Annotated in this window: 17 protein-coding genes; 9 read left to right on the forward strand and 8 right to left on the reverse strand. The window is 68.5% G+C overall.

All coding sequences use genetic code 11. The annotated features are described in order from the left end of the window. Positions 1-12 precede the first annotated feature (12 nt). Together EGK76_RS04890 and EGK76_RS04895 are read right to left on the reverse strand one after the other, a co-directional pair. The gene (locus EGK76_RS04890; RefSeq protein WP_096298661.1) at positions 13-366 is read right to left on the reverse strand and encodes a TfoX/Sxy family protein; all 354 of its coding nucleotides are present in this window, start codon (positions 364-366) and stop codon (positions 13-15) included. Further along, complete coding sequence (locus tag EGK76_RS04895) at positions 363-860, reverse strand: GAF domain-containing protein (protein WP_096298660.1); 498 nt, start codon at positions 858-860, stop codon at positions 363-365. Before EGK76_RS04895 ends, EGK76_RS04890 begins: the two co-directional genes overlap by 4 nt. A 159-nt stretch (positions 861-1,019) precedes the next feature. On the opposite strand from EGK76_RS04895, the gene bioD reads away from it, so the two are divergent. The 4 genes from bioD to EGK76_RS04915 all read left to right on the forward strand — a co-directional run bounded on the left by bioD (position 1,020) and on the right by EGK76_RS04915 (position 7,871). Then, the gene (gene bioD, locus EGK76_RS04900) at positions 1,020-1,715 is read left to right on the forward strand and encodes a dethiobiotin synthase (protein ID WP_123831821.1); all 696 of its coding nucleotides are present in this window, start codon (positions 1,020-1,022) and stop codon (positions 1,713-1,715) included. Positions 1,716-2,050: 335 nt separating this feature from the next. Further along, complete coding sequence (locus EGK76_RS04905; RefSeq protein WP_096298656.1) at positions 2,051-3,298, forward strand: efflux RND transporter periplasmic adaptor subunit; 1,248 nt, start codon at positions 2,051-2,053, stop codon at positions 3,296-3,298. A 6-nt stretch (positions 3,299-3,304) separates the two neighbouring features. After that, positions 3,305-6,502: a multidrug efflux RND transporter permease subunit gene (locus EGK76_RS04910; RefSeq protein ID WP_123831822.1), complete on the forward strand. Its 3,198-nt coding sequence runs from the start codon at positions 3,305-3,307 to the stop codon at positions 6,500-6,502. A 109-nt stretch (positions 6,503-6,611) separates the two neighbouring features. After that, on the forward strand, positions 6,612-7,871 hold the full coding sequence (locus EGK76_RS04915; protein ID WP_123831823.1) for an NAD(P)/FAD-dependent oxidoreductase: 1,260 nt from the start codon (positions 6,612-6,614) through the stop codon (positions 7,869-7,871). A gap of 141 nt (positions 7,872-8,012) precedes the next feature. On the opposite strand, the gene EGK76_RS04920 is transcribed toward EGK76_RS04915, so the two are convergent. The 4 genes from EGK76_RS04920 to EGK76_RS04940 are packed head-to-tail and all read right to left on the reverse strand — an operon-like array spanning position 8,013 to position 11,822. Continuing rightward, positions 8,013-9,791, reverse strand: a complete 1,779-nt coding sequence (locus EGK76_RS04920) for an ABC transporter transmembrane domain-containing protein (protein ID WP_123831824.1) — start codon at positions 9,789-9,791, stop codon at positions 8,013-8,015. Further along, positions 9,791-10,381 carry a YigZ family protein gene (locus EGK76_RS04925; protein WP_123831825.1) on the reverse strand — a complete coding sequence of 197 codons (591 nt, stop codon included), beginning with the start codon at positions 10,379-10,381 and terminating at the stop codon, positions 9,791-9,793. Before EGK76_RS04925 ends, EGK76_RS04920 begins: the two co-directional genes overlap by 1 nt. Continuing rightward, complete coding sequence (locus tag EGK76_RS15360; RefSeq protein ID WP_158613448.1) at positions 10,381-11,277, reverse strand: hypothetical protein; 897 nt, start codon at positions 11,275-11,277, stop codon at positions 10,381-10,383. Before EGK76_RS15360 ends, EGK76_RS04925 begins: the two co-directional genes overlap by 1 nt. Then, a complete protein-coding gene (locus EGK76_RS04940) occupies positions 11,274-11,822 on the reverse strand; it encodes an RNA polymerase subunit sigma (protein WP_123831828.1) in 549 nt (182 codons plus the stop codon). The genes EGK76_RS15360 and EGK76_RS04940 overlap by 4 nt, the downstream gene beginning before the upstream one ends. 201 nt (positions 11,823-12,023) lie before the next feature. Between EGK76_RS04940 and EGK76_RS04945 the strand changes: the two genes are divergently transcribed. From EGK76_RS04945 to EGK76_RS04960, 4 genes are all read left to right on the forward strand, one after another. Beyond that, entirely contained in the window at positions 12,024-14,858 is a 2,835-nt protein-coding gene (locus EGK76_RS04945) for an EAL domain-containing protein (RefSeq protein WP_233580157.1), read from the forward strand. 57 nt (positions 14,859-14,915) lie between these two features. Further along, positions 14,916-15,836, forward strand: a complete 921-nt coding sequence (locus EGK76_RS04950) for a M14 family metallocarboxypeptidase (protein WP_123831829.1) — start codon at positions 14,916-14,918, stop codon at positions 15,834-15,836. 194 nt (positions 15,837-16,030) lie between these two features. Continuing rightward, positions 16,031-16,933 carry a dienelactone hydrolase family protein gene (locus tag EGK76_RS04955; protein ID WP_123831830.1) on the forward strand — a complete coding sequence of 301 codons (903 nt, stop codon included), beginning with the start codon at positions 16,031-16,033 and terminating at the stop codon, positions 16,931-16,933. 453 nt (positions 16,934-17,386) lie between these two features. Further along, positions 17,387-17,947, forward strand: a complete 561-nt coding sequence (locus EGK76_RS04960; protein ID WP_123831831.1) for a DUF6151 family protein — start codon at positions 17,387-17,389, stop codon at positions 17,945-17,947. On the opposite strand, the gene EGK76_RS04965 is transcribed toward EGK76_RS04960, so the two are convergent. Beyond that, on the reverse strand, positions 17,944-18,915 hold the full coding sequence (locus EGK76_RS04965) for a glutathione S-transferase family protein (RefSeq protein ID WP_123831832.1): 972 nt from the start codon (positions 18,913-18,915) through the stop codon (positions 17,944-17,946). The genes EGK76_RS04960 and EGK76_RS04965 overlap by 4 nt on opposite strands. A 153-nt stretch (positions 18,916-19,068) precedes the next feature. Between EGK76_RS04965 and EGK76_RS04970 the strand changes: the two genes are divergently transcribed. Next, the gene (locus EGK76_RS04970) at positions 19,069-20,028 is read left to right on the forward strand and encodes a glutaminase (RefSeq protein WP_096298634.1); all 960 of its coding nucleotides are present in this window, start codon (positions 19,069-19,071) and stop codon (positions 20,026-20,028) included. Positions 20,029-20,060: 32 nt separating this feature from the next. Here the strand turns inward: EGK76_RS04970 and EGK76_RS04975 are convergent, their stop codons facing one another. Next, entirely contained in the window at positions 20,061-21,422 is a 1,362-nt protein-coding gene (locus EGK76_RS04975; RefSeq protein WP_123831833.1) for a glycoside hydrolase family 16 protein, read from the reverse strand. Positions 21,423-21,433: the final 11 nt, after the last annotated feature.

Consider the following 21,433-nt stretch of genomic DNA (forward strand, 5'->3'; position numbering starts at 1 on the left):
CGCGGTGCGCGATCAGTCGCCGCGATCCCCGCCCGGTGATTCCGCGGACGCGGTTTCGTTGACGGTCGTCGTGACCGGACCGGCGGCCATGCGGGCGCGCGGATCGGGCAATTGTGCGGTCGCAGCCTCGGCCGCCTGGACGAGCTGCTGGCGGCGCGGCTCGGGCAGGTCCTGCCAATGGCAGTCGAGCAGCGCGCCTTCGAGCGAATAGAGCAGGTTGAGACTCGGTTTGAAGCCCGCGCGTCGCACCCGAACGAAGGCCTCGACCGCGCCCGCGGCCTCGAGATCCTCACGCGTTCGCAGGCCCACCTGGCGCAGCCACGCTGCGGACTTGGGGCCGATGTTGCGCAGCTTCGGCATGGTCACCCCGCGCCGCCCTCGCGTGCGCTGTCCACGAAGATCGCCGCCAGCGTTTCCAGGCCGGCCTGGTCGTCGGCATCGAAGCGTGCCGGCAGCGGACTGTCGAGGTCGAAGACCCCGATCAGGCGCTCGCCGTCATAAAGCGGCACGACGAGTTCGGAACGCGAGGCGCTGTCGCAGGCGATGTGCCCGGGAAACGCGTGTACGTCGTCGACGCGCTGGGTCGTGCGCGTGCGCGCCGCGGCACCGCAGACCCCCTTGTCGAGCGGAATGCGCACGCAGGCCGGCAGCCCCTGGAACGGACCGACCACGAGTTCCTTGCCGTCGAACAGATAGAAGCCGACCCAGTTGAGATCGGGCAGGGCGTGATAGACCAGGGCCGAGAGATTCGCGGCGTTGGCGATCGAGTCGCGTTCGCCGTGCAGGAGTGCCCGGGCCTGCGCTGCAAGCGCGGCATACTGCTCGGCCTTGGAGCCGGTGACGGGTGAAGATGTGAACATGTCGCGCAGTGTAGCAGCGGCCCTGCAGGCGCCAGGCACGCGCAACGCGTGGCTGCGGGGGACGCATCACCTGCATCGCATGCATCCGCGCGCAGCCTTTCCGGTGTTGCCGCAGGCGCGCCGGACGCCACTCCTGACATTCGCACGACGGTCTGTGCGATGACGTCGCGCAGCCTGCTGGTCACCGGCACCGATACCGGTATCGGCAAGACCCACAGCAGCGTCGCCCTGTTGCATGCCTTGCGCGGCAACGGGTTGCGTGCGGTGGGCATGAAGCCTGTCGCGAGCGGCTGCGACTGGCGCGACGGTGGCTGGCGCAACGACGACGCATTGGCCCTGCAGGCCGCCAGCGATCCGCGTCCGGACTATGCCGACGTCAATCCTTTCGCCTTGCCCGAGTCCACGGCGCCGACGCTGGCGGCCCGCGCGGCGGGCGTGCACGTCGATGTGCCCATGTTGTACGCCGCTTATGCGCGGCTCGCGGACACTGCCGATCTGGTCGTCGTCGAAGGCGCCGGCGGCTGGGATGCGCCGCTGGCCGAGGGACTGGAGCATCGCGACCTCGCCCGCCACCTGGGAGGCGCGGTGGTGATGGTGGTCGGGCTCAGGCTTGGCTGCCTGAGCCACGCACGACTGACCGCGCGCGCGGTCGCTGCCGACGGCTGTCGTCTCATCGGATGGATCGGTAACCGCATCGACCCGGATTTCGCGCGCGCGGACGATTACGTGGAGCTGCTGGATCAGGCGCTTCCTGCGCCATGCCTGGGAATACTTCCATTCGGTGTGGATCCGGTCCGCGCCGCCGGGCACCTTGTCGTCGACGCCGTGCTGGCCGAGCGCTCGTCCTCGCCTTAGGCGGTTCGCTTTTCCTGCCGATCAACGCGTGATCCGGTCGGCCGATCGCCTCGAGTGTTCCCCCCGCGAGCGAGCTCCGTGACCCACGCGCCGGGCGCATCGCCAAGATCTCTACGGGCGCATTGACGCGGGCGAGCGGACGTGAACAGGTTCACCGTATCCGCACACGGAGATGATGATTGCGGGCGTAGGATCCTTCACATGGCAATCGAGCGGCGCGCATGCCAGGCAGCCTCAAGCGCGGCGAGTGACTTGTTGCACGGTGCGATCTGCGATTCGAATTAGCTATACTGGCCGGTATAGTAAATCCCGTTCAATCTTCCCCAGGTCCCCCAATGCGCCGAATCCTCTCCATCGCCATGCTCGCCGCGGCGCTTTCCGCCTGTGGCAATAAACAGGATCCGGCCGCGCCCCCGCCGCCGCCCGAAGTGGGTGTGATGACCGTCCAGCCGACAACCGTTCCCCTGCAGGAGGATCTGGTCGGCCGTCTCGCGCCATATCGGAGCGCCGATGTCCGGGCCCGCGTGCCTGGCGTGCTCGAGCGCCGGGTCTACCAGGAAGGCAGCGACGTCAAGGAAGGCGATGTGCTGTTCCGCATCGACCCGGCCCAGTTGCAGGCCGCGCTCGGCACGGCGCAGGGCGCCGAGGCCCAGGCGCGTGCGAATGCAAGCAACGCGAAGAGCGCCGCCGACCGGGCCCGCCGGCTTGCGCCGACCAATTTCATTTCCAAGTCCGATCTGGACAACGCGCTGGCCGCCGAACGCAGCGCCGACGCTGCGCTGCAGGCAGCGCGTGCCTCCACGCGGTCCGCGCAGATCAACCTGGGCTACGCCACGGTGCGGGCGCCGATTTCCGGCCGCGCCGGCAAGGCGCAGGTCACGGAAGGTGCGCTGGTCGGGCAGGGCGAGGCGACCCTGCTGACGACCGTGGACCAGATCGATCCGCTGTACATCAACTTCTCGATGAGCGCGGGCGAGTTCGAACGCATCCGCAGCATGCAGCTCGATCGCTCCGCCGGCGGTGGCGAGGTCGAGATTCTGCTGGCCGACGGCAACGTCCATGACCAGAAGGCGACGCTGGACTTTTCAGGCGACGTGGTGGATCCGGCCTCGGGCGCACTCCAGCTGCGCGCGATCGTGCCCAATCCCGACCGCAGCCTGTTGCCGGGTGTCTACGTGACGCTGCGCGCCAACATGGGCCTGCAGAGCGGCGTGTTCCTGGTGCCGCAGGCTGCGGTGCTGCGCGACGCCAGCACCGCCTACGTACTCGTGGCCGGCGAGGGGGACAAGGTGGTCCGCAAGCCGGTGCGTACCGAGCGCGCGCAGGATGGCCAGTGGGTCATCAGCGAAGGTCTGGTGGCAGGTGACCGTGTGATCGTCAGCGGCGTGCCGAAGGCGCGGCCGGACGCAGTGGTCAAGCCCGTTCCGTGGACCCCCAATCAGGCCCAGTCTGCGCCCGCAGCCGGTGCAGGTGCGCCACCTGCAGGCGAGACGAGCGGTGCGGCGACGTCGGAAGACGCATCCGCGGCGCCGGCTGAAGAAGCGGCCGGTCAGGCGCCCGCAGCGAACGACGCGCAGGACTGATCCCCCATGCCCAAGTTCTTCATCAACCACCCGGTCTTCGCCTGGGTCGTCTCCATTCTGATCTCGCTCGCCGGCGTGATCTCGCTGCTGAACATGGGCGTGGAGTCGTACCCGAGCGTCGCACCGCCGCAGGTCACGGTCTCGGCGACCTATCCCGGCGCCAGCGCCGACACCACCGAGCGCGCCGTCACGCAGGTCATCGAGCAGCAGCTCACCGGTATCGACAACCTGCTGTATTTCAGCTCGACGTCGAGCTCTTCCGGCAGGGCCTCCGTCACCCTGACCTTCGAGACCGGCACCGACGCGGACATCGCGCAGGTGCAGGTGCAGAACAAGGTGTCACTGGCGACACCGCGTCTGCCCACCGAGGTCGTCCAGCAGGGCGTCGTGGTCGCGAAGGCCAACGCGGGCTTCCTGATGGTCGTGGGCCTGCGCGCCTCGGACCCGACGGTGACCCGCAACCAGCTCAACGACATCATCGGTTCGCGCGTGCTCGACCAGATCGCACGCGTGCCCGGTGTCGGCAGCACCCAGCAGTTCGGCGCCGAGTACGCCATGAACATCTGGCTCAATCCGGAGAAGCTGCAGGGCTACGGCATGTCCGCGTCCGAGGTTCTGGCCGCGGTGCGCGGCCAGAACGTCCAGTTCGCCGCCGGTTCGATCGGTTCCGATCCCGCGCCGCCCGGCCAGGGCTTCACCGCCACGGTTTCGGCGGAAGGGCGCTTCAGCACGCCCGAGCAGTTCGAGAACATCATCCTGCGTGCTGACAACGAAGGCGCTACGGTGCGCCTGAAAGACGTCGCGCGCGTGGCGATCGGTGCGTCGGGTTACGGCTTCGACACCAAGTACAACGGCCAGGCGACGGGCGCATTCGCGATCCAGCTGCTGCCGGGTGCGAACGCGCTGACGGTGGCTGAAGCCGTGTCGGCGCGCATGGACGAACTGGCGCCCTCGTTCCCGCCGGGCATCGAGTGGTTCAAGCCCTACGACACCACGACGTTCGTGACGCTGTCGATCAAGGAAGTCGTCATGACCCTGATCGAGGCGTTGGTGCTGGTGTTCCTGGTGATGCTGCTGTTCCTGCAGAACCTGCGTGCGACGATCATCCCGACGCTGGTCATCCCGATCGCACTGCTCGGTACGTTCCTCGGCCTGAGCCTGCTGGGCTTTACGGTCAACCAGCTCACCCTGTTCGCGATGGTGCTGGCGATCGGCATCGTGGTCGACGATGCGATCGTGGTGATCGAAAACGTCGAACGCATCATGTCGGAGGAGCACCTGCCACCTCGCGAAGCGACAATCAAGGCGATGGAGCAGATCACCGGCGCCGTCGTCGCGATCACCGTTGTGCTGGCCGCGGTGTTCATTCCCAGCGCCCTGCAGGGCGGCGCCTCGGGCGAGATCTACAAGCAGTTCGCGATCACGATCGCAGTGGCGATGGGATTCTCGGCGTTTCTCGCATTGGGGTTCACGCCGGCGCTGTGCGCGAGCTTCCTCAAGCAGCACGCCCCGCCTGGCGAGCGCAGGGACAATGCCTTCGTTCGGACCTTCAACAAGTACTACGACCGCGTGAACCGCACGTATGTCGGCCACGTCGGCAGCGCAATCCGTCATGCGCCGCGCTGGATGATGGTGTTCGTCGCGTTGTCGGTGATGTGCGGCTTCCTCTACATGAAACTGCCCAGCAGCTTCCTGCCTGAAGAGGACCAGGGCTATGCGCTGGCGATCGTGCAGCTGCCGCCGGGTGCGACCCTGCAGCGGACCAACGCGGTGTTCGAGGACGTGCGCGCGCGACTGGAGCAGAACCCCTCGTACGAGAGCATGCTGCAGGTCGCGGGCTTCAGCTTCGTCGGTCAGGGCGAAAACGTCGGCATGGGCTTCATCAAGCTCAAGGACTGGAGCGAGCGCGACGTCGACATCAACGGGTTCCTCGGTCAGGTCAATGGTGCGTTGCAGGGCGTACAGGACGCGACGATCTTCGTGGTGAACCTGCCGACCGTGCAGGGCCTGGGCCAGTTCGGCGGGTTCGACATGTACCTGCAGGACCGCAGCGGCGCTGGCAGGGAAGCCCTGCAGCAGGCGCTCAACCAGCTGATTGGTGCAGCAGCGCAGGAGACGGACCTGCTGCAGGGCGTCCGTCCGAACACGCTCGAGGCCGCGCCGCAGTTGCAGCTCGACGTCGATCGCGTGCAGGCCGGGTCGATGGGGCTGTCGATCAACGACATCTACAGTGCGATCCAGCTGATGCTGGCGCCTGTCTACGTCAACGACTACATCTCGGAAGGTCGCATCAAGCGCGTAACCATGCAGGCCGACGCGCAGTTCCGGGACGCGCCGGGTTCGATCAACCGTTTCTATACGCCGAGCGCCATCGCGACCAATCCCAACGGGACGCCGACGATGATCCCGCTCGACACCGTGGTCAGGCCCAAGTGGGGGGTCAGCTCGCCTTCGTTGACGCGTTACAACGGCTACTCGGCGATCAACGTTGTCGGTTCGCAGGCGCCCGGGCGCAGTTCGGGCGAAGCGATGACCGCGATGGAGCAGATCGTCGAGAACGATCTGCCGGCGGGCTTCGGTTACGACTGGGCGGGCCTGTCCTACCAGGAGATCATTGCCGGCAACACGGCGACCCTGCTGTTGCTGCTGTCGGTGATCGTGGTGTTCCTGTGCCTGGCGGCGCTGTACGAGAGTTGGTCGATCCCGGTCGCGGTGCTGCTGGTGGTGCCGCTTGGCATCCTTGGCGCGGTGGTCTTCACGATGCTGCGTCCCGGCTTGTCGAACGACATCTTCTTCAAGATCGGCATGGTCACGGTGATCGGCCTGGCTGCTAAGAATGCGATCCTGATCGTCGAGTTCGCAGTACTGCAGTACAAGGAAGGCAAGACCCTGTTCGATGCGACGGTGGAAGGCGCGGAACTGCGCTTCCGCCCGATCATGATGACGTCGTTCGCCTTCATCATGGGTGTGACCCCGATGGCGCTGTCGACCGGTGCAGGCGCCAACGCCCGCCACGCGCTTGCGACGGGCGTCATCGGCGGCATGCTGTTCGCGACCTTCCTGGGCCTGCTGCTGATCCCGGTGTTCTTCGTGACCGTGCGCCGCGTGCTGGGGGACAAGCTCGACAAGCCCGATCCGCGCCTCGTGGACTCGAGCGACGCGCGTCCGCTTGATCCCGACGGCGTGGATCGCCCGGCGCACTGACGCCCAGGGTTTTGAACGCAAAGGCCGTCCCGGCAACGGGGCGGCCTTTTGCTTTGGAGCGCCGGGGCCGTAGGCCGACCGGTATGCTGGGACCCCGCCCGGAGTCCCCATGCCAGCACTGCGCATCGCAATCGTCGGTTACGGCACTGCGGGCCAGGCAGCATCGGTGCTGCTGGCGCGCGATGGCCACCGGGTCGAGATCTTCGAGCGCGCACCCGCGCCAGGGCCGGTGGGCGCCGGGTTCCTGCTGCAACCCAGCGGTCTGCAGGTGCTGTGGCGAATGGGCCTGCTCGCTGGGGTGCTCGGGCATGGCGCGCGCGTCAATCGCCTGTTCGGCGAAACGCCGTGCGGCCGCGCGGTGATGGATATGCGATATGCAGGGCTCGATACGCGACTGTGCGGCGTGGGCATGCAACGTGGCGCGCTTTTCGCCCTGCTGGACCATGCACGCGGCAGCGACGCCGTCCTGCGTGCGGGGGTGACGGTGGAGGGCCCGGACCCCGACGACGATCGCTACCTGCTCGATGCCGGCGGCAGTCGTCATGGCCCCTTCGATCTGGTGCTGGCCTGCGATGGCGCGGCATCGCGCCTGCGCCGGCACGTGGGCGGCGTGCGCCGCGACCAGGTCTATCCGTGGGGGGCGCTGTGGTGCCTGCTGGACGCACGCGACTGGCCGCACCGGCAGGAACTCCGCCAGCGTTATGTCGCCGCGCGCCGGATGATCGGCATGTTGCCGGTGGGCACGCGCCCGGGCGATGCGGTACCGCGGATCAGCTTCTTCTGGAGTCTGCCCGTGGCCGCTTTCGACGGATGGCAGGCAGCCACCCTCGACGACTGGCGCGGCGCAGTGAGCGAGATCTGGCCCGAAGCCGCGCAGCTGCTCGAATCCACGACGACGCACGCCCAGCTGGCACGCGCGACCTATCGCGACGTCACGCTGAGCCGATGGCATCGTGGCCGCTGGGTGCTGCTCGGCGATGCCGCGCATGCGATGAGCCCGCAGCTGGGGCAGGGCGTCAACATGGCACTGCTCGATGCAGAAGCCCTGCGCGACGCCTTGCGCACCGAAGCTGCGATGACGGACGCGCTGGCGGCCTATGCCCGGACGCGGCAACGCCACGTCGGCATCTACCAGTTCTGGAGCCGGTGGCTGACGCCGGTCTTCCAGTCGGACCGCGACACCATCGCGCGCGCACGGGATCTGGCGTTTCTGCCGATGGGCCGGATGCCCGGCGGCCGCGGGCACATGTTGCGTGTCCTCAGCGGGACGCAGCGGGGTGCATTCGGGTCGTTGATGCTGGCGCCGGATTTTGTCGATGCACTTGAGGGCGTCGAGCCGGCGCCGGCTTTGGACTTTTCGAAAGCCTAAGATCTGCTTGCGGCAGTTTCGCGCTCGACCACGCGTGCCAAGTGCAGCGTGTACCAGGTTGCAGCGGCACGGCCTGACTGACGTCGGCAAGCTACCGCTGGATCCGGATGTCCAGATCATCCCGGCGCTACGCCATGCGGGTCACTCGATGAACTGCAGTCGCGCCAGCTCCGCATACAGGCCACCCTGCGCCAGCAGCGCGGCGTGCGTGCCCTGGGCAACGATGCGGCCCCGGTCCATGACGACGATGCGGTCGGCTTTGAGGATCGTTGCCAGGCGGTGCGCGATGACCACGGTGGTACGCCCCTCCATCAGGCGCGCCAAGGCTTCCTGCACCGCGTGTTCGCTCTGTGCGTCGAGCGCAGACGTCGCCTCGTCGAGCAGCAGCACCGGGGCGTCGCGCAGCAGGGCGCGGGCGATCGCGATGCGCTGCTGCTGGCCACCGGAGAGCCGGGCACCGCGCTCGCCCAGCTGCGCATCGTAGCCATCGGGCAGTTCCCGGATGAAAGCGTCTGCTTCGGCGGCGCGGGCAGCCGCTTCGATCTCCGCATCGGTCGCGTCGAGCCGACCGTAACGGATGTTCTCCCGTGCGCTCGCGGCGAAGATCGTTGGCGTCTGCGGGACCAGGGCGAGCTGTTCGCGTAGCGCGGCCGGATCGAGACTGCGGATATCGACGCCATCGATCGAGATCGTGCCGCTGGCCGGGTCATGGAAGCGGAGCAACAGCGACAGCACGGTGCTCTTGCCGGCACCCGACGGACCGACCAGGGCGACGGTTTCGCCCGGCGCGACATCGAGGCTGAAGTGTTCCAGCGCCGGTGCATCCGGGCGAGAGGGATAATGGAAGACCACGTCGTCGAAACGCAGCGCGCCGCGCACCGGGCGGGGCAGTGAAGCCGGGGCCTCTGGCGCGCGGATGCCCGGCCGCTCGACCAGCAGTTCGCCGATGCGGCCCATGCCGCCTGCGGCGCGTTGCAGCTCGTTCCAGACTTCGGCCAGCGCTCCGACGGAGCCGGCGCCGAACAGCGCGTAGAGCACGAACTGCCCCAGCGTCCCGGCGGTCATGCGACCTTCGATGACGTCGTGCGCGCCGGACCACAGCACCACGGTCACTGCACCGAAGATCAGCGTGATCGCGACTGCGGTGATGATCGATTGCAAGCCGATGCGGCGACGTGCGGTGGCGACCGACTGCGCGACGGCATCGCCGAAGCGGCCACGCTCCCATGGCTCGCGCGCGTGCGCCTGGACGGTGCGGATCGCGCCGAGCGTCTCGTTGGCCAGTGCGTTCGCATCGGCCACGCGATCCTGGCTCTGCCGCGAGATCTTCTCGAGCCTGCGACCGCCCAGCACCAGGGGCAGGACGAACAGCGGAATGCCGATCAGGGTGAAGGCCGCAAGCCGCGGGCTGGTGATGACCAGCATCGCCACGCTGCCGAGCACCATCACCGTGCTGCGCAGCGCAACCGACATCGTCGAGCCGACCACCGAGCGCAGCAGCTCGGTGTCCGCGCTCAGCCGCGAGACCAGATCTCCACTGCGGGTCTGTTCGAAGAACGCCTGGTCGAGTTCGAGCAGGTGGCCGTAAAGGCGGCTGCGCAGATCGGCGACCACGCGCTCCCCGAGCAGGGAGACGAAGAAGAAGCGCGCCGCGGTAAAGAGCGCCAGGGCGATCGCGACCGCCAGAAGAAGGGCGAACGCGGCGTCGATCTGGTCACCGCCGGTGAAGCCGTGATCGATCATCTTCCGCACCGCCAACGGCAGGCTCAACGTCGCTGCGGACGACAGCGCCAGTGCGACCAGCCACGCGGCGAACAGGCCGCGCTGGCGCATCACGAACGGCCACAGGGTCTTGAGCGCGCCGATACGCGCCTTCGGTTGGCCGGCGTCAGGCGCGGCGCGGGGGGATCGAAATGCCATCAGCCATTGTCGTCGATGCGGACCCGGTTCCGGGTGGCGTCGCGCAGACGGATTCTCAAGTCGTCCACGCGGTTGGCAGGCAGCTGCAACCGCAGGGTGACGCCGTGCGCGTCGAAGCGCTCCTCGAGCTTGACCGCATGCGCACCCGGCAGCGCCGCATGCACGCTGCCGAGCGCATCGAAGGGCGCGTGCAGCTGCAGGGTCGCCAGTTCGACCAGCCGCAGGCGTGGCGCGGTGCGCAGGCATTCCGCGGCGCAGCCGCCGTAGGCGCGCACCAGACCGCCCGCACCGAGCTTGATGCCGCCGTACCAGCGCACGACGACGACCGCAACGCGATCGAAGCCCTGGCCGTCGATCGCGGCCAGGATCGGGCGACCCGCAGTGCCGGCCGGTTCGCCGTCATCGCTGGAGCGGTACTGATCGCCGACGCGCCAGGCCCAGCAGTTGTGGGTGGCATCGGCCACGTGCACGCGCTGCATGAAGGCGGCGGCGCCATCGGCATCGTCCACCGGCGCCGCGTGCGCCACGAAGCGGCTGTGCTTGACCTCGAGTGTGTGGCTGGCCGGTGCGGCCAGGGTGTCGAGCGCCATCACTCCAGCAACGCGCGCAGGTCCGGCGGAAGCTCGGACTGCGGATGTCGGCGGTGGAACTCCACCAGGCTTGCTCTCGCCTCGGCGATGCGGCCGGCGTCGAGCAGCTCGCGGACGCGGACCAGCCACGCGGCGCGGACCTCCGGGGCATCGGCGGTCGCCGGCGGATCGCTGTCTTCGGGTACGTCGTCGATCATGTCCACCCACGCGGTCGACGAGGCACGTGGACCTGTGTCAACGGTCGGCAGCAGGATGCGCGCCGGCGCGTCCCCGGGCGCAGCGACAGGTGCCGCCGCCGAGGGCAGGGGCGTGGCAGGGAGCGACGTCAGCGCCAGCAGCGCGGTCGCGACCGACGCCGATGCAGGCGCCGAGGAAACGTCAGCGCCCAGCGCTGTCCCATCGAGGCGCGGCGCTGCGGGAGCGCGCGCCTGTGCCGCCTGCGCGTTCGTGTCGCCGGCAGCCGGAACTTCGCCGGGGATCGCGAATGTCCGGTGCTGTGAGGCTGGAGCGGGCGCCGCGGGTGGCGCGGGCGCGCGCGGGGAGCGGGCGGCATCGCGCTGCCCGCGAGGCGCGGGCGACGCTTTCGATGCCGGTGCCGCCCCGGAAATCTCCGGCAAGGCGCGCGGCGCCACGGTCGCCGGTGCGGGCCGCAATTGCCAGGCGATGCCGAGCGCGAGCGCCAGCGACGCGGCGATGCCCATTGCCCACGGCAAGCGGCGCCGCGCGCGCGCGCCGATGGCAGTGTCGGTGGGAGACGCTTCTGCGGCCACTTCGCGACCCTCAGCGAGGAGCGGACCGAGGCCCGGCGAGGGCGACGGGCCGTGGCCCTCGGCGCCCGGGCGCTCGGCCTGCAGGCGTTCCTCGTCGGTCAGCGGTTCGCGGTCGGGACGGTTCATGGGGTGAGCAGCATGCGCAGCTTTTCCACCGCGTGGCGCGGGCGCGCTTTCAAGGGTTCGCGCCCGGCGCCGGTAACCACGCCGATCTCCTCGAGCGCGGACCCCGCTAGGAGCCGCACCTCCTCCACCACGCGCGGCGCGGCCGGCAAACTCTCCAGCGCAAGCTGCAACTGCCGATCTGGCCCCGACTCCGAGAGCCGGCGCCCGGCCGAACCGGGATCGACGAGCCGCGTGGTGCGCAGCCCCGCGTCTTCCGGCGGCGGCGGGCGCTCCTGCGTTGCGCCCCGGTAACCGGCAAGGCGAGTGTGGACAATCCGGCAGGGCCGTGCCGAGAACAGCGGCTCCGGCCGCCAGCAGGCGCGGAGGGTCGGGCCGCGCTGCGGGACGTCGCGGGGCACTTCGTCGACCAGCCTGCCGCTGCGCGGATGGCGCTTGTCGCGGTGGCGACGGCAGGTGGTTTCGAAGGCCAGCACATCGCCCTCGACCCGGGCCTGCATCAGCGCATCGTCGCCGCTCGCGTCCTGCTGGCTGGCGATCTCGGGCATGGCCCGCAGGGTACGTGCTGCAGGCAAGGTCGGAAAGACTGGCGGGGGCGGCATCGAGGCGTTACCGATGTGCGTTGCGTCACGGGTACGTGGGTGAAAAGGGGCCGGCGATGTGCCGCAGCTCCTTTGTTTGTTTATTCTGCCTCCCGCTGCAGTACTCGAGTTCATGTGTCCCCGCTTCCGTATCCTGCCGACATTGGCATGCAGCCGTCCCGCGCGGCGGCGGCGTCGCGCGCGCGTGACATCCTCGCGACCGCGCCGGCGGACATGCCGGTGGCGATCGCATGGCGGCATCCCCATGCAGGTGAGGGCAGTGTCTGTGCAGCCGGTGCCGACGAGGATCTGCTTGCGGCGGCGTGGCAGGCACTGCGCGATGTGCCGCCGGATCGCCAGTCGGGTGCCTGCGTGCAACGCGCCCTGCGCGGTGACGTCCGTATCGCGGTCGCCTCGGGCACGGGGGGCGAGCCAGCCCCGCTGCATGTCTCATGGTCGCGCCTGGCAGCCGACAGCCTGTTGACCGCGATCGATGCCCTCGCCACCGAAGGCGATATCTCGGCATTGCGTCGCTCCGAGCGCCTGCAGCAGGCGCTCTACGAGATTGCCGACCTGGCGGGTTCCTCGCTGGAAATGCATGAAGTACTGGCGCGCATCCACGCCGTCGTCGGCGGCCTGACGACCGCCGAGAACTTCTACATCGTCAGCTACGACGATCTGGGCGAGACGCTGCGCTTCCTGTATTTCGCCGACGAACGCGATCCGTGGACGGCCGACCCGGAGCAGTTGCTGCATGTCAGCGATCTGCCCAACAGCCTGACGATCGCCCTGCTGCGCGCGGGCGTGCCGATGATGGGGTCGTCGGCGCAACTGAGGGCCCTGCACGACGTCAAAGAAGGCGACGTGCGGCACGGCCCGGAAAGCGCAGACTGGCTTGGGGTGCCGTTGCGGCGGGACGGGCGGGTCTGCGGCGCGATCGTGGTGCAGAGCTACGACGTGCCGCAGCGCTACAGCCAGGAAGACCGGGCGCTGCTGGAATTCGTCGCCCAGCACATCCTCACCGCGCTCGATCGCAAGCAGGCGCAAGCCGAGCTCGAGCGCCGGGTGGATTCGCGCACACTGGAGCTGCAGGAAGCCAACATCGGCCTGCAGGCGCAGATCGCCGAGCGCGGTCGCGCCGAGCGCCTGCAGCGGGCGCTGTACAGGATCAGCGAACTCTCTGTTGCCGCCGGCAGCATCGAACGGTTCTATGCCGATGTGCACGGCATCGTCGGCGAGCTGCTGTACGCGGCGAACTTCTATATCGCCATGCTCAGTCCGGACGGGCAGCGCCTCGAGTTTCCCTACTCGGTGGACGAGCGCGACGCGCCACGGCGGCCGCGGGCGCGCGCGAACGGCCTGACCGAGTACGTCATTGAAAGCGGCGCACCACTGCTGGCGCGCCGCGCGAACATCGAGAAACTCGAGGCCAGCGGTCGGCTGCAGAGCCGGGGTACGCACGCGCAATCGTGGCTCGGCGTGCCGCTGCACCGCGATGGCCGCACGGTCGGCGCGATCGCGGTGCAGAGCTACGCCGAGCAGATCGGTTTCGCCCCGAGCGACCAGACCCTGCTGACCTTCGTGGCCCACCACATCGACATCGCGCTGGAACGCAAGCGCGCGCAGGAGGCGCTCAAGGCCGCGCATACCGAGCTCGAGTTCCGCGTCGATGCACGTACGCGGGAGCTGGAAGAGGCCAACCGCGAACTGCGCGCACAGATCGGCGAGCGGGTGCGCGCGCAGCAGCGCCTGGTGCACCAGGCACGCCACGACCCGCTGACGGGATTGCCGAACCGGGTGCAGCTGCTGGAACGGCTCAATACGGCGCTCGCATCCTCGGAGAGCCGTCAGGAACCCTTCGCGGTGCTGTTCCTGGATCTTGACCGCTTCAAGCTGGTCAATGACAGCGCCGGGCACACGGCCGGCGACGCGATGCTCGTCGAGATCGCGCAGCGCATCTCGGCCCTGCTCGGACCGCAGGACATGGCCGCGCGGCTGGGCGGCGACGAGTTCGCGGTGGTGCTGGGCGGTGTCGACGACCCCGGCGACGCCGACGCGATGGCGGCGGCGCTGCTGGAGACGCTGTCGCGGCCGATGTGGGTGGCGGGGCGTGAACTCTATCCCTCGGCCAGCATCGGAATCGCGCTGTCGCATCCCGGTGCCGACGCCGGCGGGCTGCTGCGCGACGCGGACGCGGCGATGTACCGTGCCAAGGCCTGCGGCCGCGACCGCAGCGAGCGTTTCGACGAAGCGATGCGCGCCGAGGCGACCCGCCTGCTCGACCTGGAGGCCGACCTGCGCCGGGCGATCCTGCAGGACGCGTTCGAACCCTACTTCCAGCCGATCGTGCGGCTCGCCGACGGCGTGGTGATCGGCCACGAGGCGCTGCTGCGCTGGCGCCACGAGCTGCACGGCATGTTGCACCCATCGGAGTTCATCGGGGTGGGCGAGGACACCGGACTGATCGAACAGGTCGACTGGCTGATGTACCGCAAGGTCATCGGCATGATGGCGTCGCGTTATCCCACCGGCTACGTCTCGATCAACGTCTCTCCACGCCATTTCCGTGCCGGCGATTTCGCCGAGCGGCTGCTGCAGCTGGTCGACGACGCGGGCGCCGACGCCACGCGGCTGCGGATCGAGATCACCGAAGTCGCCCTGCTCGACGACGCACCCCGGGCACTGCGCATGCTCAATACGCTGCGCGAGCGCGGCGTGCTGGCGATGCTCGACGATTTCGGGACCGGCTTTTCGGCCCTGTCGTATCTGCACCGGTTCCCGATCCGGGCGCTCAAGATCGACCAGAGCTTCGTGCAGGGCCTGGGCAGCGATCTGCATGCCGAGAGCCTCGCGCTGGTCCGTGCCATCCTCGCGCTCGCCGCCACCCTGGGCATCGATGCAGTGGCGGAGGGCATCGAGACCCAGGCGCAGCGCGACATGCTCGGTGAACTCGGTTGCCAGTACGGCCAGGGCTATCTGTACGGTCGACCGGCGCCGCCCTGAGCAGGACGCATCCGGCGCGATGCTAGAGTGCCGGCGTTTTCGCACCGAGGTATCGCCATGCAGCACACCCGAACCTATCCGATCGGCACGCCCGGCGCGCCCTGGGGCGATGCGGAACGCGCCGCGTGGCGTGCAGCTCAGCGCCGCCAGCGCAGCCACGCGGACGATGTGGTGGCGCGGATCGATGCCTTGCGTGACCGCTTCGATGTCCAGGCCTATGGCAGCCTCGACCATGGCGACCGCAGCTACCCGCTGCTGGCGATCCGCAGCCGCGACTGGAACCCGGCGCTTCCCGTCGCGGTGGTCACCGGCGGCGTGCACGGCTACGAGACCAGTGGCGTGCTCGGTGCACTGGAGTTCGCCGAGCAGGCGGGCGAGGGCTATGCCGGTCGCATCAACCTGCTGGTCGTGCCCTGCGTGAGCCCCTGGGGCTACGAACACGTGCAACGCTGGAATGCGGACGCGATCGACCCGAACCGCGCGTTCCGCGACAACAGCCCTGCGCCGGAATCGGCGGCGCTGGTGGGCCTGCTCGCGCCGCTGCGCGGGGCGGTCCTGGTGCATGTGGATCTGCACGAAACCACCGACACCGACGAATCCGAATTCCGTCCCGCGCTCGCGGCGCGCGACGGCAGGCCCTTCGAGCCGGGCGGCATCCCTGACGGGTTCTACCTGGTCGACGACAGCGTCCGTCCGCAGCCGGCATTCCAGCAGGCGATCATCGAGGCGGTCGCGCGCGTGACCCATATCGCGCCTGCCGACGAGAACGGCGAGATGATCGGCGCGAAAGTCGTGGCTCCCGGGGTCATCGAGTACCCGCTCGCCGAACTGGGCCTGTGCGCGGGCATCACCGGCGCCCGTTACGTGACCACGACCGAGGTCTATCCAGACAGTCCGCAGACGACGCCGGCAGAGTGCAATGCCGCGCAGGTCGCGTCGATCGTCGCGGCACTCGATTACGCGCTGGCGCACCGCTGACGCGCACGGCCGCAGCTCGGCCGCGCGCCGTCGGCAGCACAGCGAAGCCATCGCGCGCGGGGCCGGGCGTCGGGGTTCAAAGAGGGAGTTCAGCGCACGTCGGCCTGCGCGCGGCGCTTCTGCAGCCGACGGAGCCCCGCCGCACGTGCGGCGCCGGCGGTTTACGATGACGGCTCGTCCTTCGAGACCACGCCATGCACAAGCCGCCGCGCCAGACAGCACGCGATTTCGATCCGGATGTCCTCGAGCTGTTCGACCGTTACGTGCATGGCGGCATCGACCGGCGCGGGTTCCTGTCGGGCGCCGGAAGGATCGTCGGCGCGGCCGGGGCGGTGGGGGTGCTGGCTGCCCTGAGTCCGCAGTTCGCGCGCGCCCAGCAGGTGGCGCCCGACGATCAGCGTCTGCTGGCGACCTACCGTGAGTTCGACGCGCCGCTGGGAAGCGGGCGTGGGCGCGGCTATCTGGTCCGGCCAAGCGATACGACCGCTGCGTTGCCGCTGGTGCTCGTCGTGCACGAGAACCGCGGTCTCAATCCGCATATCGAGGACGTCGCGCGGCGCATCGCGCTCGAAGGCTATATCGCCTTCGCCCCCGATGCGTTGTTCCCGAAAGGCGGCTATCCCGGGGACGAGGACGCCGCACGTGCGCTGTTCGCGACCCTCGACCAGGACGATGCGCGCCAGGATTTCCTGGCGGCGGCGCGCTGGCTGCACGGGCTCGAAGGCGGCAATGGCCGGACCGGTGTGGTCGGATTCTGTTATGGCGGCGGCATGGCGAACTGGCTCGCCACGCAGTTGCCCGACCTGCGCGCCGCAGTGCCGTTCTACGGCCCGGCACCTCCGCTCGAGAACGTACCCGGGATCAAGGCGGAGCTGCTTGTCGTGCTTGCATCCAACGACGCCCGGGTCAATGCGCTATGGCCTGCCTACGAGGCCGCACTGCAGGCGGCCGGCACCACCTACGCACTGTTCCAGCCGGCCGATACCGAGCATGGCTTCAACAACGACACCACCCCGCGGTACGACGAGGCCGCAGCAGCCGACGCCTGGTCGAGGATGCTCGCTCTGTTCGCCCGCACTTTGAAGTCGCCTGCCTGACGGATCCCCGGCGTCCGCACTCCTTGCGGTGGGCTACAGCAGCCTGGCGACGTCGAATGCGCGCCGGCTCGACGGCGTGGACCTGCGGTTGGTTACCGGCAGGGCCGCCATTCCCGAGGTGCGTGCAGGCTCGACTTGGCAGACGGCAGCGGATCGACCAGTCGCGTTGCCCGACGCAGGTCGGCGACCATCCTGGTGCGAGGGCGTGTGGGGCCTACGCCATTCCGCTTTCGCAATGCACGTTTCGACAGGCATGCGCGCGCCCGATCGCACCGGAGGTTGTGCCCGAACAGCTAGGGTCGATGCCCCGCCGATCGGCGCTTGGGGCCATTCAGCAGTACCGACCGGCTGCCGCCGGCACGCCATGAATCACCTCGCCAGCCGCGATTCACAGCGTTACCCGCGGCCTCGGCGCAGCCTTGCGGGCATTCTGTCCCCCCCGGGAGTGCGCCTGTGCAAATCGAGCTGCAATGCCGCTGCGGCCAGCTGCGGGCCCGGCTGGACAGCGATCGCGCCTACGCCCACGCGCGTTGCTACTGCAAGGATTGCCGGGCCTACGCGCTGTGGCTTGGCGCCGACGACATCCTCGATGCCCAGGGGGGCACCGCCCTGGTCGCGACGCCGCCGCAGGCGCTGCGTTTCACCGCCGGACTCGACGCCCTGACCTGCCTGTCGCTCAGCGAAAACGGCCTGCTGCGCTGGTATGCGGACTGCTGCGGCATGCCGCTCGCCAATACCACGCGTGACAGCCAGATGGCCTACGTGAGCCTGATGTCCGGGTCGATGCAGGCCGATGCGCGGGAGGCCGCATTCGGTGCGCCGCACTGCGTGGTCAATGCAGGCTCCGCCACGGGACCCGTGCGGTCCACGCCGGTGGCGACCACGTTGACGGCAGCCCGCATCGGGGTCGGTGTCATCGCCGCGCGACTGCGCGGCGTGCGCAATGGGGTGTTCTTCCGGGCCGACGGCGCACCCATGCGTGTCCCCCATGTCGTCGACGCGCCGCGCGACTAGTCCGTCCGGTCGACAACACCGAACGGCGGTTGCGGCCCGATCGGCACGATGCCGGTCGGATTGATCTGGCGATGGCTCTGGTAGTAGTGCCGGCGGATATGGTCGAAATCGACCGTCGGCGCCACGGCCGGATCCGCATACAGGCGCGCGGCGTAGTCCGACAGCTCCGGATAGTCGACCAGGCGCCGCATATTGCACTTGAAGTGTCCGTGGTAGACGGCGTCGAAGCGCAGCAGGGTCGTGAACAGTCGCCAGTCCGCCTCCGTCAGGGTGTCGCCGCACAGCCATGTGCGCGTGGACAGATGTGCTTCCAGCCAGTCGAGGGTGTCGAACACAGCGACTGCCGCAGCCTCGTATGCGCTCTGCCTGGTCGCGAAGCCGGCCTTGTAGACGCCGTTGTTGAGGCCGTCGTAGATGCGATCGTTGAGGACATCGATCTCGCCGAGCAGCGCGCGCGGCGTGTAGTCGCCGGGCAGGGCGCCGACCTCGTCGAAGGCGCTGTTGAACATGCGGATGATGTCTGCCGACTCGTTGCTGACGATGGTCTCGCGCTGCCTGTCCCACAGCACGGGGACGGTGACCCGGCCGGTGTACGTCGGGTCGGCGCGCACGTAAAGCTGCCAAAGGGTTTGCACCCCGTAGTGCGGGTCCGGAATCACGCCCGGTCCGGGTTCGAAGGTCCAGCCCTTGTCCGCCATCAGCCAGTGGGTGACCGAAAGACCGACGATCTGCTGCAGACCCTTCAACTCGCGCAGCAGGGTGGCCCGGTGTGCCCATGGACAGGCGCGGGCGATGTACAGGTGGTAGCGGCCGGGCTCGGCCCTGAAGCCGTCTTCGCCGGTGGGGCCGGCGGAACCGTCGGGCGTGATCCAGTTGCGGAACGCCGACTGGGGGCGCCGCAGTCTGCCGGTCTCGTCGACCAGTCTGGAATCGTCGTCGTGCCAGATGCCGTCGACCAGCATGCCCATCGTATGTCCTCGTGTGCGCAGGTGTTGCCAGCATCCCGGGCGCGCGGTGAACGGCCCGTTCCCGTGTTACTGGCGGTATCACCTGGCAGTGCCGTGGACCTGCCGGTCACGCGGCCACGCCCAGACTGCACGGCCCCAGCCGAGCCCGACCTCATGCGCAGTCCGCCCCAGAACCCCCACGACCTCAGCCGCCATGACATTCCGGACATTCTCAAGACGATCCACGCGGAGGTGCGCGAGCGGTTCGGCCAGCACGCCGGCAAGGTTGCCGACTACATTCCCGCGCTCGCCCAGGCATCCCCCGATGCGTTCGGCATGGCCGTGGTCACGCTCGACGGCGACGTGCATACCGTCGGCGAGGCGCATGCGCCGTTCTCGATCCAGAGCATCTCCAAGGTGCATACCCTGACCCTGGCGCTCGACAAGGCCGGCGACGATCTGTGGAAGCGGGTCGGTCGCGAGCCCTCGGGTGACCCGTTCAACTCGCTGATCCAGCTCGAGCACGAGAACGGCATACCCCGGAATCCCTTCATCAATGCCGGCGCGATCGTCGTGGCGGACGTGATCCTGTCCCACTACGACGATCCCGAAGCCGCCCTGCTGGCCTTTTTGCGCGAACGCTCGGGCAACCCGGACATCGGCCGCGACGACGAGATCTGGGAGTCGGAGCGCAAGAGCGGCTATCGCAACGTGGCATTGGCCAACTTCATCCGCAGCTTCGACAACATCGAGAACGATGTGCAGGCGGTTCTGGATTTCTATTACTTCCAGTGCGCGCTGAAGATGAACTGCATCGATCTCGCGCGCAGCCTGCAGTTCCTCGCCTGCCGCGGGAAATGCCCGTCGTCGGGGGAGCAGGTGACCAGCATCGAGCGCGCCAGGCGCATCAACGCGGTGATGATGACCTGCGGCACCTATGACGCCGCAGGCGAATTCGCGTTCCATGTCGGCCTGCCGGCCAAGAGCGGTGTCGGCGGCGGCATCGTCGCCGTGGTGCCACACGTCATGAACCTGTGCGTGTGGTCACCGGGTCTCGACCAGAAGGGCAACTCGCTGCTCGGCGGCTATGCCCTGCACCGTTTCACCCGCATGACGGGCCTGTCGGTGTTCTGAGCCGGGCGCGCCGCGCCACGCCCGACGGGTGTTCAGGGGCTCTGGTAGTAGACGTTGTCGATGAAGAACTCGACGTCCTGCGCCGGCGGATCGGCGACCACCATGAACATCTGTTTTACCGCGTGCAGGTCGAGGTCGTAGAACGCACTGAAGGGGATCGTGACCTCGTGCCACTGGCCGTCCCGCACCAGGCCGTAATTCGGGCCGTTGGCGGTGAAGTCGACCCAACTGTCGCCGAACGAGGTGTTGATACCGATCTTGAACGTGGCAGGTGTCGTCGTGCGCATGTGGAACTTCAAGGCGCCGCCGGCATACGCGCTCATGTTGCGGTAGTCGGTGAGGATGCCCAGCCCGAACCACTGTCCGGCGCTCGCCCGGAACGCCATCGCCTCGTTGCCTTCGAACGGCGCGCCCGCGATCGGGCTGAGATTGTTCCAGACGAACAGGTCCGCATTGCTGCCGAAATCCAGCGCACCTGCCAGCCCGCTCTGCTCGGAATAGATGCCAAAGCGCCCCGGCGGCGTCGCGTTGTTGCCGCCGATGTGCAGTTCGCTGTCCGGATGGTCCTGATACAGACGGATCCAGTCGACGAGCATCCTGCCCGGCAGCGGCGCGGTGATGCCATTGGGGTCGAAGATGCCGGTGTAGCTGCCACCGACCGCAAGGTTGAGCAGCAGGAAGTGCGGCGCATGGAATTCGTGCAGCGAGGCGCCTTCGATGTCCGAGATCGCCATCTCGAAGTACTGGAGGCCATCGACGCTGACCCGGATGAACTGCGGGTCCCAGGTCATCCGGTAAGTGCGGTAGTCGTCGTGCAGATCGCTCGGGAAATCCGCGTAGTCGGCATGACTGGCGTGGCCGCCGCCGTAGTTCCAGTGCACGGCGCCGCCGACCAGGCGGTTCGCCATGCCCGCAGCGATACCGTCGACGTTGCCGATTTCCATGATGTCGATCTCGCCGCGATCGGGCCAGACACCGACCGCGCCAAGCAGCCAGTAGGCCGGCCAGACGCCGTTGCCGGCCTCGGGCGTCTTGATGCGTGCTTCCAGCGTGCCGTACTTGAAATGCACCCGACCTTCGGTCTTCAGGCGCGCCGAAGTGAAGGGGCTGCCTTCGAAATTCTCCCGACGTGCCTCGATCACGAGATTGCCGTTCTCGATCCGCGCGTTCTCCGGGCGGCTGGTGTAGTACTGCAGCTCGCTGTTGCCCCAGCCACAGATGCCGATCTGACAGCCGGTGCCGACATCGTAGGTCCACGTGTTGCCGTCGATCGACGTGCCTTCGAAGTTTTCTTCCCAGACCGGCGTCTGCGCCTGCGCTGCAGCGGGTGTCGCGAGTGCTGCCAGGCCGACACAGGCGACGAGAGGAAGGGCGATGCGGATCATGCGGTCCATGTGGCCTCCTG

Origin of the sequence: Luteimonas sp. 100069 (genome assembly GCF_003813845.1) — a bacterium.
In the GTDB taxonomy this organism is placed as follows: domain Bacteria; phylum Pseudomonadota; class Gammaproteobacteria; order Xanthomonadales; family Xanthomonadaceae; genus Luteimonas; species Luteimonas chenhongjianii.

Excerpts from the sequence above, each read along its gene's own strand:
- EGK76_RS04895 (WP_096298660.1), bottom strand. The coding sequence starts at position 860 with ATGTTCACATCTTCACCCGTCACCGGCTCCAAGGCCGAGCAGTATGCC.
- bioD (WP_123831821.1), top strand. The coding sequence starts at position 1,020 with ATGACGTCGCGCAGCCTGCTGGTCACCGGCACCGATACCGGTATCGGC.
- EGK76_RS04905 (WP_096298656.1), top strand. The coding sequence starts at position 2,051 with ATGCGCCGAATCCTCTCCATCGCCATGCTCGCCGCGGCGCTTTCCGCC.
- EGK76_RS04910 (WP_123831822.1), top strand. The coding sequence starts at position 3,305 with ATGCCCAAGTTCTTCATCAACCACCCGGTCTTCGCCTGGGTCGTCTCC.
- EGK76_RS04915 (WP_123831823.1), top strand. The coding sequence starts at position 6,612 with ATGCCAGCACTGCGCATCGCAATCGTCGGTTACGGCACTGCGGGCCAG.
- EGK76_RS04920 (WP_123831824.1), bottom strand. The coding sequence starts at position 9,791 with ATGGCATTTCGATCCCCCCGCGCCGCGCCTGACGCCGGCCAACCGAAG.
- EGK76_RS04925 (WP_123831825.1), bottom strand. The coding sequence starts at position 10,381 with ATGGCGCTCGACACCCTGGCCGCACCGGCCAGCCACACACTCGAGGTC.
- EGK76_RS15360 (WP_158613448.1), bottom strand. The coding sequence starts at position 11,277 with ATGAACCGTCCCGACCGCGAACCGCTGACCGACGAGGAACGCCTGCAG.
- EGK76_RS04940 (WP_123831828.1), bottom strand. The coding sequence starts at position 11,822 with ATGCCCGAGATCGCCAGCCAGCAGGACGCGAGCGGCGACGATGCGCTG.
- EGK76_RS04945 (WP_233580157.1), top strand. The coding sequence starts at position 12,024 with ATGCAGCCGTCCCGCGCGGCGGCGGCGTCGCGCGCGCGTGACATCCTC.
- EGK76_RS04950 (WP_123831829.1), top strand. The coding sequence starts at position 14,916 with ATGCAGCACACCCGAACCTATCCGATCGGCACGCCCGGCGCGCCCTGG.
- EGK76_RS04955 (WP_123831830.1), top strand. The coding sequence starts at position 16,031 with ATGCACAAGCCGCCGCGCCAGACAGCACGCGATTTCGATCCGGATGTC.
- EGK76_RS04965 (WP_123831832.1), bottom strand. The coding sequence starts at position 18,915 with ATGGGCATGCTGGTCGACGGCATCTGGCACGACGACGATTCCAGACTG.
- EGK76_RS04970 (WP_096298634.1), top strand. The coding sequence starts at position 19,069 with ATGCGCAGTCCGCCCCAGAACCCCCACGACCTCAGCCGCCATGACATT.
- EGK76_RS04975 (WP_123831833.1), bottom strand. The coding sequence starts at position 21,422 with ATGGACCGCATGATCCGCATCGCCCTTCCTCTCGTCGCCTGTGTCGGC.